The following is a 12829-nucleotide window of genomic DNA, read 5'->3' on the forward strand; positions in this document are numbered from 1 at the left end:
CGGGGGAAAGGTAAGCAGAGCCGGAATCCGTCAGAAGAGGTGCAACAACGCAGGTCAGAAGCGCCTCAGGAAGCCGACTTCGCCGCCACGACGGCGTCGAAGACCTCCCGCTTGGGCAGCCCCGCCTCGACGGCGACGGCGGCGATCGCCTCCTTGCGGTGCTCGCCGGCGTCCACGCGCAGAGCGACCCGCCGGGCCAGCTCGGCGGCGTCCACCGCCGTCGGCGCGGCGGCGGGCGCGCCCGCGACCACGACGGTGATCTCGCCGCGCACCCCGTCCGCCGCCCAGGCGGCGAGCTCGCCGAGACCCCCGCGCTTGACCTCCTCGTAGGTCTTGGTCAGCTCCCGGCAGACGGCCGCGTCGCGCTCCGCGCCGAAGGCCTCGGCCATCGCCTTGAGCGACTCCTCGATCCGGTGCGGTGACTCGAAGAACACCATGGTCCGCGGCTCGGCGCCCAGCTCCCGAAGGCGGGCGGCGCGCTCACCGCCCTTGCGGGGCAGGAAGCCCTCGAAGCAGAAACGGTCCACCGGCAGCCCCGACAGCGCGAGCGCCGTCAGCACCGCGGAGGGCCCCGGCACGGCGGTGATCCGCACACCCGCCTCGACGGCGGCGGCGACGAGGCGGTAGCCCGGGTCGGAGACGGACGGCATCCCGGCGTCGGTCACCAGCAGCACGCGGGCGCCGCCGCGCAGGGCCTCGACCAGCTCGGGTGTGCGGCCGACCTCGTTGCCCTCGAAGTAGGAGACGATCCGCCCGGTCGGCGCCACGTCCAGCGCCTGCGCGAGACGCCGCAGCCGCCGCGTGTCCTCCGCGGCGACGACGTCGGCCTCGGCGAGCTCCTTCGCCAGCCTCGGCGGCGCGTCCTCGACGTCACCGATGGGGGTTCCAGCCAGCACGAGTAGACCTGTCACCCGCCCATCCTCCCACCCGCTCGACCCTGTCCCCCGCCGCTCACCCCGCCGCCCCGGCGGACTGCCCGGCCGGCCCGGCAGCCAGTCCGGCAGCCAGTCCGGCCGAGCCTCCGCCCCTGCCTCCGGAGCCCGAAGCGGGAACGCGGCGGCCTCGGAGCGCGTGGGAACCGGCCGGGCGAAATGTCTCCGTGTGCCGAAGATCCCGTGGATCCTCTGGTCTGGACAGGATCGGCCCCTACGATGCTCGCGTGCATGAAGACAGGACGGACACGCTGACCGCCGCCACCGCGCAGGGGACGACGCCGCCCTCGCCGTGGGCGCGCAGACTCACGCGGTACGGGTACCGGCCGGGCGAGCGGACGTCGCTGCGGGGGCGACTGGTGCCGCCGATGCCGGACGGGCCCGGCGTGCCGACCGGCGCGCCCTCGCCGGTGCTGGCGCGGCTCGGCCTGCACGTCCCGGCGCGGCTGTGGCAGATCGCCTGCCGCTGGGCGGGCTGGCTCGGGCCGCTGGTCCTCACCGGGTTCGCCGCCGTGATGACGTTCTGGAAGCTCGGCACCCCGAACGCGATCATCTTCGACGAGACGTACTACGCCAAGGACTCCTGGTCCATCTGGCACTACGGCTACGAGCGCAACTGGCCGGACAACGCCAACACGCTCATCATGCAGACGCCGCAGCACATCCCCACGCCCACCGGCCCCGAGTTCATCGCGCACCCGCCGGCCGGCAAGTGGGTGATCGGGATCGGCGAGGAGCTCTTCGGCCTGAACCCGTTCGGCTGGCGCTTCATGGTCGCGCTGCTGGGCGTCCTCGCCGTGCTGATCGTCTGTCGCATCGGCCGCCGGCTGTTCCGCTCCACGCTGCTGGGCTGCCTCGCCGGGCTGCTGCTGGCCGTGGACGGCATGCACTACGTGATGAGCCGCACCGGGCTGCTGGACCAGATGGTGATGTTCTGGGCCCTGTGCGCCTTCGGCCTGCTGCTGATCGACCGCGACCGCAGCCGCGCGCGCCTCGCCGACCTGGTCGGAGCGACCGTCGACAACCCCGACGCGCCGCCGAACGACGAGCTGGCGACCTCGGCCCGGCTCGGCTGGCGGCCCTACCGGATCCTCGCGGGCGTCTGCCTCGGACTCGACTGCGCGACCAAGTGGAACGGCCTGTGGTTCCTGGCGCTGTTCGGCATCATGACGGTGGTCTGGGACGCGACCGCCCGCAAGGCCGCCGGCGCGCGCCGTCCCTACCTGACGGCCGCCCTCCACGACGCGCCGTGGGCGGTCGTGTCGATGGTCGTCGTGGCGCTGCTGACCTACATCGGCTCCTGGTCCGGCTGGCTGGCCACCTCCGGCGGCTACGACCGCAACTGGGCCGCGGGCCGCAAGGGCCTGTCCCCGGACTCCATCGGGCCGCTGCACCACCTGCCGCAGTTCGACATGACGTGGGTGCCCGAGGCGCTGCGCAGCCTGTGGCACTACCACTCGGAGATCTGGGACTTCAACACCAACCTGCACACCCCGCACACCTACATGTCCAACCCCTGGAGCTGGCTGGTCAACGCGCGGCCGGTGTCCTTCTACTACGAGTCGCCGACACTGGGGAAGAGCGGCTGCACCGCGGCGCAGTGCTCCAGCGAGGTGCTCGGCATCGGCACGCCGCTGCTGTGGTGGACGGCGACGTTCGCGCTGCTGTACTGCCTGTACCGGTGGTTCTTCCGGCGTGACTGGCGCGCCGCCGCGATCTGCGTCGCCGTGGCGGCCGGGTACCTGCCCTGGTTCCAGTGGCAGCAGCGGACGATCTTCCTCTTCTACACGATCGACTTCGAGCCCTACCTCGCCCTCGCCGTCGCCTTCATGATCGGCGCCATGTTGGGCCATGCCCGCGCCCGCGGCGACCGCCGACTGCTCGGTGCGATCGGAGCGGGCATGCTCGTCCTCGCGATCATGGCCAATTTCCTGTATTTCCTCCCGCTCTACGACGCCCAGGTCATTCCGGTCGACGATTGGCGCGCCCGAATGTGGTGGCCCTCCTGGATCTGAGATCCGACGGATCCGACGGCTTCATCGGAATTGGCGGTCCGTCAGCTGAATGCGGACGGATAACGGTTTCCCCGATTCGCCTTCCTTGACTGTGAACGCACACGTACCATCCCCGCGACAGCCGACGGTGCACAGAGGTCGGCACAGGCCACAAGGGCCACGGACGCACCGTCACGAAGGACAGGGGGGAACGGGGCCGTGCACAAGGGAGCGAAGATCGCCGTCGCCACAGTGGTGGCAGCCATGCTGGCGGGAGGCGGGTACGCCGCGTTCAACGTGGGAAACGCGCTGCTCGGCTCACCGGGCGGCCCGGCGACGTTCAACGCGTCGGACCTGTCGACCGCGCCGCCCACCAGCACGGCCGCGCAGCAGCAGGCCACCGCCTTCCTCCAGGCGTGGCAGGCGGGGCCCGAGCACTACGCGGACGCGGGCAAGGCCTCGGACTCCCCGCTGACCACCGCGGCGGCGCTGCAGAAGTTCCACGACGGCCTCGGTCTGACGAGCGTCTCCTTCTCCCACATCACCACGACCGGGGCCTCCTCGCAGGGCGGTGCGGCGGAGACCGTCGGCTTCGACGTCACCGCGCAGGTCAAGGGCGGTACATGGACCTACAAGGGCTCGCTCGACGTGGTGCAGAGCAGCAACGGCAAGACGGCGGTCCGCTGGGCCCCGTCGGTGCTGTACCCGTCGCTGGCCGCCGGCCAGTCGCTGCAGGCGGGGCCGGTCACGACCAGCGCCGCGTCCACGACCGTCACGGACCAGAACGGCGCCACGCTCACCGGCGCCCAGTTCCCCTCCCTGCAGGGGATCCTCTCGACGATCGCCCAGAACGGCACGGCCGCCGGTGGAGCGAGCGGCACCGGCGTCGAGGTGGTCGACGGCTCGGGCTCCGGTGTCGCCGCGGCCAAGGTCTTCACCCAGCCGAAAGCGGCGACGATCAAGACCACCATCGACGCCAAGCTCCAGGCCGCGGCCGAGCGCGCGGTGAAGCTCCCTCAGGTGGGAGGGAAGAGCGCCGGAGTGGTCGTCGTCCGCCCCTCGGACGGGCACATCCTCGCGATCGCCTACAGCGGCGCGGACGGCGACATCGCGATCAACACGACGCAACCGCCCGGCTCCTCGATGAAGATCCTCACCTCGGCCGCGCTGTTCGACCAGGCCGGGATGACGCCGAACTCCACCGCGCCCTGCCTGACGACACAGCCCGCCGAGTCGGAGACGTTCCACAACGAGGCGGACGTGCCCAACCTCCCGCAGGCCACGCTCATGGAGGACTTCGCACGCTCCTGCAACACCGGCTTCATCTGGGCCGCGTTCGACAAGCTGGTCCAGCACGGCCAGCCCTCGCCCGCCCTGGCCAACGAGGCCACGAACGTCTTTGGCTTCGGCGACTGGCACATCGGCGGCGGCGTCCAGACGACGGACCCGAGCGTGCCGACCGACGAGCAACTCGGCGACAACCCGGCCCAGTTCATCGGCCAGGGCAAGGTCACGCTGAGCCCGCTGGTGATGGCCTCCGTCGCGGCCACCGTGCAGCACGGCTCGTTCAAACAGCCGATCCTGCTGCCCGACCAGCAGCAGGCGCCCGCCCCCTCGTCCCTCTCCCCCACGACCGACAGGTACTTGCAGGAGATGATGCGCGCCGTGGTCCGGCAGCCCTACGGCACCGCGAACCCGGTCCTCGGCAACCTGTCCGGCGCCGTCGGCGCCAAGACCGGCACCGCGGAGACCCCGAACAACGGCACGGACGGCTGGATGACCGCGTACAACGACGACATCGCCGTGTCGTCCGTCGTGCTCGGCGGCAGCTCGGGGGCGGGGACCGCGGGCTACGTCGTGCGCGAGCTGCTGCAGGCGACCGGCTCCTGAGAACGTCGCCCGGCTCCCCTCGGGCGGCTCGTTTCAGCCGTAGACGGCCTGGACGTTGTCCTTGGGCGCCGGCCGGTGGTTCTCGGCCGGCCCCAGGGCGAAGGCGTTCAGCAGGTTCTCCGTCACCTTGGTGACGAAGGCAGCCGTGCGGGCGTCCATACCGTGGTCGCCGCCGTCGTCGTGACCGCCCGCCATCAGACCCTCGACCCAGCGCATGGTGCCCGAGGCGAAGACCCCGGCGCCGCTGCGCGCGGTGTAGTAGGCCGTGTCGGAATGGCTGTGGTCGCCGTTGCAGACCAACGGCGAGTGGGCCAGGATCTCGATCGGCCGCGGCGTCGGCGCTCCGGGCGTGACCCGGTCGTACTCGACGCCGACGAGGTGGTCGAAGGAGTCGCCGGCGCGGACGCCCGTGCCTTCGAACAGCCAGTGGTCGGGGCTGTGCACGACGTAGGGCGCGTCGGTCGGGTAGCCCTCGTAGAGGACGCCGGTCATGGACGACTCCGGGTCGGCGGCCGGACCGGAGCGGAAGTCGGTGGTGGTGAGCGCGCGGTCCAGCATGTAGGCGGGGTCGTCGCGGTAGTCGGTCTTGTAGCAGACCACGGTGCGGCCGTCGTCCTCCACGCGGATCCGGCGGAAGCAGGTGTTCGCGCCGAGGAAGGCGATGTTCGTGCCCGCGTCGCGGGCCTTGGTGACGGACTGCCGCTGCTGCGGCGTCCAGTACTCGTCGTGCCCGAGGCAGAGCACGGCCGTCGCGCCGCCGAGGATCGACGGGTCGGTGTGCACGTCGATCCCCGTGGTGTAGGCCAGCGGCAGCCCGAGACGTTCGGCCAGGACGACCAGGGCCCGCTCGTAGACGAGGAACTTCTCCGCGCCCTCGTCCGTGTACGGGCGGTCGAAGGAGACCTTGAGGGCGCGACTGCCGTAGCTGCCGTTCACGCCCTGGTAGAGGCTGGTGCCGCCCCACGTGTTGTACGCCTGCCACGTCGCCGTGCCGTGCATGACCAGGACCCGCCCGTGCGCGTCCTGTGAACGCAGCACCAGGGGCACCCAGCGCTGACTGCCGTTCACGGCGTCGAGCCGCAGCAGGTAGGCGCCCTCGGGCCAGTCGCGGGTGTCCAGCGTGAGCGAGGGCTTCCAGCCCGCCTTGACCGTCCGGGTGGCGGGCTCGATCACGGGCGCGGCCTGGCGCTTGCCGGGCATGCGCGCCGACCGCCACACCAGGCGGGCCTGTGCGCCCCCGTACCAGCCGACGCGGTAGGCGGAGACGGTGAACCCCGACGCGGTCGTCGACACGCTCAGGGCGACGGGCTCTCCGGGCCTGGCCGACGCCTTGTCGGTGTAGCCCTCGATGGCGTCGGGCGCACCGAGTCTGGCGATCCGCCAGTCCGCGGATCCGGGCTTGGCGTTCTCGGCGAGGGTGGCGGCCGACTGCACGCCCGTCGGCACGGGTCCGCTCGCCTGGGCGGTGCGCTGTCTCCCGTGCGCGGAGCGAGCGGTCGCATCGCCCGAGCCGCAGCCGCTCAGCCCCGCCACCCCGACGACCGCCCCCGCGACGGCTGCCGCCCCCAGCACGCCACGCCGCGTCAGCCCCCGTCCCGTTCCGGCGCCCGGAACCGACCCGTCGTCCGCCTCCGGGGCCATGTCCGGGGCCATGTCCGAGCCCCTGTCGGCGCCCTTGTCCGCGCCCTTGTTCATGGCATTGCCCGTGCCGTTGTCCGTGCCTATGCCCGCACCGGTCTCCGTGCCCCGTTCCACCCGCCCCGCCCTCCTCCCAGCCGACACTCAGCCTCGGGTCGTCACCGAACGACATTACGCGCACGGGGCGACACGGCCACTCGGGCGTCAAGGCAGCGGCGGGGCTGCCGGAGGCCGCATCAGACGGGGCGTGGCATCGGTGCGACGGCAGCGACGTGAAAGGCAGGGTGTGATGGTGCGGCGACGCGGTGCTACGACCGGGAGGCGGCACTCGCCGTGCGATCGGAGCGAACCGCTGCGAGCGCGTGCACCGCATCCCGGCTGTGAACCGAGTCATCGGACTCTGCCATGCCGTGAGCAGAGGCGGAGGCGTGTACGCCTGGCAGTGGCGCCGCGCTGTGAACCGCGCCGACCTCGCGCCGTTGGTCCTCGCTCGTCGCCACCAGGACCGGCCCGCCGTCGGGTCGTCGGGTCCGTACCGCCAGGCGCGGCCACAGCACGAGCAGCACGGGCAACTGGAGGTAGCCGAAGCGTCCCGCCGGGGCCAGCAGGAAGGCGAGCGCCACGCCGAGCGCCAGCCGGTCGCAGGCCGCGCGCGCGTCGCGGGGCGGCCGGACCACCAGCCAGACGCAGACGAGCAGACCGCTCAGCCCGAACAGGACCAGCGAAGCCGTCCTCCCGTAGGGGCCCATCTGGGCGAGGATGTGTCCCGGCAGCGGGCTGCCCGCAGGCGTCCGCACCTTCGACAGCCCCAGCGGGAAGCGGACCACCTGCTCCAGCATGGCCTGCGGGAAGGCCAGCGCGAACGGCAGCACCAGCGCGCCGCCGACCAGCCCCGTCCACACCAGCCCGCGCAGCGCCGTCTTGCGCCCGCCCACCTGCAGGAGCAGCAGCAGCGCGACCGGCACGGCCGGCCACGCCGTCCACTTGAGCGCGCAGACCAGCCCCAGCACCACCCCGGCCCGCGCCGCGTTCCCGCGTCCGGCGAGCGCCAGTGCCAGGATGCAACCGCCGATCATCGGCAGGTCCACCCCGCTGACGGCCGCGGGCAGCGCGACCAGCGGCGAGGCGACGACGGCCGCGAACGGCACCGCCAGCGGCCCGCCGCGCAGGATCCGCCAGGCCAGGACGAGGCAGACCAGGAAGGCCAGCAGGAACCAGATCCGCGCGTCACCGAGGACGGCGGGGAGCACCAGGTGCGGGAAGCCGAACAGCGCCATGCCGGGCAGATACGGCGTGTAGCCCGTCCAGTTGGCCGGGTGCGGCAGGTACGGGCTGCCGGTGTGCACCAACCGGACGGCCGACTGCTGCACCACGAAGACCTCGGACTGCGCCTGGCCGAGCACCAGCAGCAGCACGAGCGGCACCACGACCCCGCCCAGCAAGGCGATCGCCACCGCGGCGCGGATCGGTCGGGCGGCGCCGGCCGACCGACCGTGCGGAAGCAGGGCGGCGACCAGCGCGGCCAGCACGTACCCGACGCCCGCCGACCAACCCCAGGCGCGCTGCGAGGCGAGGTTCGAGATCAGTGGGAACGCGAAGGCCCACCCGGCGCAGACCAGGGCTCCCAGCACCCAGGGGGCGCGGCTGTAGGCCCCCGCGGCGCCGGTCCACCGAAGCCCTGCACCGAACTGCCGCACCCGCTGACGCGGCAGCAGCAGACGCGCGGCGGCTCGCCGTGTCTCCCCGGAACGGGCATGAGTCGTCGTCACGCTGCCACATTAGGAAGACCCGGCCCGGCCTGTCGTCACACCACAGGGTTGTTCACCCATCCTTCCCGGGTAGGGGGCACACGCACGCGCGGGCACGCTGGGTGACGAACCGTTCCGCCTGTGCACAACCGCCATCCGGGCGCCACCCGAACGGCGGTTCACCTCCCCCTGCGCGTCACCGTCGGGCGCGTCAGCGTCGGCGGAACAACCCCGCGGCGTCGGCGGAACAGCGAAAAGCCCCTCGGCCCTCGGCCCGTCGAGCCGCACTCAGCGGTTCACAGGCTCGACCACGCGGACGTCACTCCCCGCCCGCGAGGCCGTGCTCGTAGGCGAACACGACCGCCTGGGTGCGGTCCCGCAGCTCCAGCTTGGCGAGGATCCGGCCGACGTGGGTCTTGATGGTCTGCTCCGACAGCACCAGTTCGTCGGCGATCTCGGAGTTCGACAGCCCGCGCGCCACTTGCCGCAGCACGTCCAGCTCGCGTGCCGTCAGGCTCGCGACCGCCTCGGGCCGCAGGTTGCCGGCGCGTCGGCGGCGGGCCACGTCCGCGATGAGACGACGCGTCACCGAGGGCGCGAGCAGCGCCTGACCGGCCGCGATGACCCGGACAGCGTTGATGAGATCGCGTGCGGGGGCGTCCTTGAGCAGGAACCCGCTGGCCCCGCGCGCCAGCGCCTCGTACACGTATTCGTCGAGGTCGAAGGTGGTCAGGATGAGAACGCGCGGCCCCTGCTCGCCGCCCGCGTCCACGATCGCACCTGTCGCCGTGAGCCCGTCCATGCCGGGCATCCGGACGTCCATGACGACCACGTCGGGGGAGAGCTCCCGGGCCAGGTGGACGGCCTTGACCCCGTCGCCCGCCTCACCGACCAGCTCGATATCGGGCGCGCTCGACAGCAGCGCACCGAGCCCGTCGCGGACCATCTCCTGGTCGTCGACCAGGAGCACGCGGATCGTCTCCTGCGCGTCCCGCACGTCCCGCTGCACGTTCTGCCGCGTCTCCGCCTGCACGTCCCCGTGCACGCCCGCATGCATACCTGCGTGCATGCCCGTGTGCATGCCCACGTGCACACCCGGACGCACGTCCGGCGCGGACGCCGTCGTGCCGTCGGGCTGCGCCATGTCCGCGGGCTCCACCGCCTGAGTCACCGTTCCCCCTGTCCGTTCGGCCGTTCACCGGCGTGCCCGTCCCGCTGTCCGTTCACGTGCCCGTCGCCCATCTCCACGTCGAGGTGACCGCCCAGCGCGTCGAGGCCGCCGCCGGGGTGTCCCGTGCCGGCGAGATCGACCCCGGCCGGTCCGCCGGTTCCGTTCCTGCTGTTTCCGTCCGAGCTCTCGCCCTCGGCGGCGGTGTGGTCCACGCCGACACCGACGGCGGTGATGCCGATGTCGCCGACGGTGATGCCGTTCGTGCTCGATTCTCCATGCTCGTCGCGCGTCCGCACCCGAGGACCGTCCGTCGGCAGCCACGCCGTCACCGTGAAGCCGCCGCCCCGGCGGCGGCCGGCGCGCAGAGTCCCGCCGAGCAGCGCGGCGCGCTCACGCATGCCCGTCAGCCCGTGGCCGCCGTTGCCCCCCGGCGGCAACGGCGCGCGACTGCCGCCCGGCCCACCGTCGTCGATCACCTCGATCCGCACGCCGCCGGAGGAACGCTCCACCTCGATGGCCACGTGGGCGCCCGGCGCGTGACGACCGGCGTTGCTCAGGGCCTCCTGGACGATGCGGTACACGGACACATCGACGACCGACGGCACCCGGTCCGGGCCGCCGGTCAGCGTCAGGTCCACCTGCATGCCGGCCCCGCGCGCGGCCCGGACCATGTCCGGGATTCCGTCGATGCCGGGCTGGGGCGCGCGCTCCGCCCCCTCGTCCTCCTCGCGCAGCAGACCGATGACGCGGCGCATCTCCGTCAGAGCGGTGGTGGACGCCTCCCGGATCGCCGTGAAGGTCCGCCGGGTCTGCTCGGGCAGCCCGGGCTCCTTGTAGGGGGCGGCCTCGGCCTGGATGGCGATCATCGACATGTGGTGTGCGACCACGTCGTGCAGTTCCCGGGCGATCCGGCTGCGCTCCTCCAGGACCGCCTGCCGCGCAAGCCCGGCCCGGCGCTGCTGCTCGGCCTGCTCCAGATGCCGTTCCGCCTCGAGCCGCGAGTGAATCGACTCGCCGAGGACCAGCACCAGCGTCACCGCGACGACGGCGACGCCCAGCACCACCGGCGGCAGGTCGACCAGCAGCAGGGCCGGCAACAGCACGGCCCCGGCCGTGAGCAGGTCGACGCCGATGGCGATGTCCCGGCCGTACCGCTGGGCGGTCACGAACACCAGGACCACGAACGCGATGCACGAGCTGACAGGCCACGGCCAGAACGGCGTCGGCGCGTGCCCGACCTCGGCGAAGGTCGCCAGCGTCAACCCGAGTGCGCTGAGTCGCCAGGCGGCCAGCGGCCGTGAGACGACGAGCAGCAGCGGCAGCGCCTGCAGCGCCGCCAGCGCCCAGGCCAGGCTGCTGGGTACGAGCTCCACCAGCTGCTGGTCCGCGCTGGCCGCCAGCACGAGCACGGCCACGAGCCCCGTCAGGCCCAGCGCCAGCCGCGTCGTGCGCCCGAGCTGCGGCGCGAACGGCACATGCCGGTCCGGCGCCGCCCAGGCGGCATCCCCGAGCAGCCGCGCGACGCGGCGACCCCGCCCCCACGCGCGACCCACAGCGTTCCGCAGTGCGCTCCCCATGACGGAGCCAGCGTAATCCGCTCCCAGGCCGCGGACATCCGGGGCACAGCCTGGCATTGCGACCGGGCGGGTTTCGGACGCCTGCCTTCCACCGGTCTTCACCCGTCTTCCGGCTGTCCTCACCCGCTCGTGTGTCTCCCGGCTCGTCGTCCCCGCCTGCCGTCGCACCGGGATCGCCTCCGGGGAGTCGAGGACAGCGGCCCGGATCGCGGCTGGACAGCTGCCCGGATCGCGCTCGGTTCCGGGCTTGGTTCGGGGCTTGGTTCGCTCCTCCTGGTGGGCTCGCACCGGGCGGCCGGACGGCCCGCCGCACCGAGGCAGTACAGCCATTGACCCCCCGGCAGATTGGCCTATACCTTCCCTCTCATTGGTCTACGCCAATGAACGCTCCGACGCTCAGTCCCGCGCTGCCGCGCCCCCGCGCCCCGCGCTCCCGTGCCGCCACCCGACGTGTGCGCACAGGGCGCCCCTTCTGCTTCGAGGCATCCCGTCGAGGAGAGTCCATGCCAGCGAACCGTCGTGCCGCCTTTCGTTCCGTGGCCGTTCGTCGCGCCGCCGTCGCCGCGGCGACGGCCGCCTGCGCCGCCGCGCTGATCGGCACCACGCCCGCCCACGCCGCCGCCCACGCGTCCGGCGTCGGGGGTGACCAGGGCCGCTCCCAGAAGCAGCTCATCGGCTACTTCACCCAGTGGGGCATCTACTCCGGCAACTTCGAGAAGAACCTGATCAGCAGCGGAGAGATCAGCCACCTCACCGAACTGGACTACGCGTTCAGCGACGTCTCCGCCGACGGCCTGTGCTCGAGCGGCGACAGTTGGGCCGACTACCAGCGCCCCTTCGCCGCCTCCGAATCCGTGAACGGGCAGGCCGACGCCGCCGGGCAGGCGCTGATGGGCAACTTCAACCAGCTGCGTGAACTCAAAGCGCGCTATCCGCACCTGAAGATCGTGATGTCCATCGGCGGCTGGTCCTGGTCCGGTCAGTTCTCGCAGCTCGCGGCCACCGCCGCGTCGAGGCAGAAGTTCGTGGCCTCCTGCGTCGACCAGTACCTGAAGGGCGACATCCCCGGTCTCCCGGCGGGCGCAGCCGCAGGCATCTTCGACGGCTTCGCCGTCGACTGGGAGTACCCGGGCCTGCCCGGCAACGGCAACCCCTACGGCCCGCAGGACACGCCCGACTTCACCTCGCTGATGCAGGAGTTCCGTCACCAGCTCGACGCCGCCGGCCATGCGAGCGGCGAGCGCTACCTGCTCACCGCCAACACCTCCGCCAACCCCACCGCCGCCGCCAAGCTGCAACTGCCGCAGCTCGCCAAGGTCGTGGACTGGTTCAACGTCATGACCTTCGACTACCACGGCAGCTGGGAGGCCACCGGCCCCACCGACTTCGCCTCCGCGCTCCACCAGGACCCGCGCGACCCGAACCCGGCGGACAACCAGTACAGCATCGACCAGGCCGTGCGGTACTACGAGCAGCACGGAGTGCAGCCCGGCAAGATCGGCCTCGCCATCCCCTACTACGCCCACACCTGGACGGGCGTCGCGCCCGGCCCGCACGGCGACGGACTCTTCCAGCCGGCCACCGCGGGCGGCGGTACGCCCGACTACAACCAGGTCGTCACCGCGCCGGGGAAGACCTACTGGGACCCGATCGCCAAGGAGCCGTACAAGTACGACCAGGCCAGCGGCACCTTCTACACCTACGACAACCCGCTCTCCCTCTGGTACAAGGGCCAGTACATCCGGGAGCAGGGGCTGCGCGGCACCTTCGTGTGGTCGATGGACGGCGACACCGCCGACGGCAGCCTGACAGCCGCACTGGGCGCCGCGCTCGGCACCGGCCAGGACGGCTGACGTCCTGCCGCCTCGTCTCGGAGGCG

At 72.4% G+C, this 12829-nt stretch carries 8 protein-coding genes; 3 read left to right on the forward strand and 5 right to left on the reverse strand.

The genetic code is table 11. The features are described 5' to 3' along the window. Positions 1–65: 65 nt before the first annotated feature. Entirely contained in the window at positions 66–911 is an 846-nt protein-coding gene (gene rsmI / locus TR50_RS01310; protein ID WP_042412696.1) for a 16S rRNA (cytidine(1402)-2'-O)-methyltransferase, read from the reverse strand. Positions 912–1159: 248 nt separating this feature from the next. Here rsmI and TR50_RS01315 point away from each other — a divergent pair, with 248 nt between their 5' ends. Together TR50_RS01315 and TR50_RS01320 are read left to right on the forward strand one after the other, a co-directional pair. Then, complete coding sequence (locus TR50_RS01315; RefSeq protein ID WP_236654186.1) at positions 1160–2947, forward strand: dolichyl-phosphate-mannose--protein mannosyltransferase; 1788 nt, start codon at positions 1160–1162, stop codon at positions 2945–2947. 198 nt (positions 2948–3145) lie between these two features. Next, complete coding sequence (locus tag TR50_RS01320) at positions 3146–4816, forward strand: penicillin-binding transpeptidase domain-containing protein (protein ID WP_236654187.1); 1671 nt, start codon at positions 3146–3148, stop codon at positions 4814–4816. 33 nt (positions 4817–4849) lie between these two features. On the opposite strand, the gene TR50_RS01325 is transcribed toward TR50_RS01320, so the two are convergent. The 4 genes from TR50_RS01325 to TR50_RS01340 all read right to left on the reverse strand — a co-directional run bounded on the left by TR50_RS01325 (position 4850) and on the right by TR50_RS01340 (position 10950). Then, positions 4850–6469, reverse strand: a complete 1620-nt coding sequence (locus tag TR50_RS01325; protein ID WP_439654189.1) for a N,N-dimethylformamidase beta subunit family domain-containing protein — start codon at positions 6467–6469, stop codon at positions 4850–4852. 293 nt (positions 6470–6762) lie between these two features. After that, positions 6763–8223, reverse strand: a complete 1461-nt coding sequence (locus tag TR50_RS01330) for a glycosyltransferase 87 family protein (protein WP_152648190.1) — start codon at positions 8221–8223, stop codon at positions 6763–6765. Positions 8224–8521: 298 nt separating this feature from the next. Beyond that, the gene (locus TR50_RS01335; RefSeq protein WP_269084774.1) at positions 8522–9346 is read right to left on the reverse strand and encodes a response regulator; all 825 of its coding nucleotides are present in this window, start codon (positions 9344–9346) and stop codon (positions 8522–8524) included. 23 nt (positions 9347–9369) lie between these two features. Beyond that, a complete protein-coding gene (locus TR50_RS01340; protein WP_152648191.1) occupies positions 9370–10950 on the reverse strand; it encodes a sensor histidine kinase in 1581 nt (526 codons plus the stop codon). Positions 10951–11453: 503 nt separating this feature from the next. Here TR50_RS01340 and TR50_RS01345 point away from each other — a divergent pair. After that, the gene (locus tag TR50_RS01345; RefSeq protein WP_042412698.1) at positions 11454–12803 is read left to right on the forward strand and encodes a glycoside hydrolase family 18 protein; all 1350 of its coding nucleotides are present in this window, start codon (positions 11454–11456) and stop codon (positions 12801–12803) included. Positions 12804–12829 lie beyond the last annotated feature (26 nt).

Source organism: Streptacidiphilus anmyonensis (genome assembly GCF_000787855.1).
Taxonomy (GTDB): Bacteria; Actinomycetota; Actinomycetes; order Streptomycetales; family Streptomycetaceae; genus Streptacidiphilus; species Streptacidiphilus anmyonensis.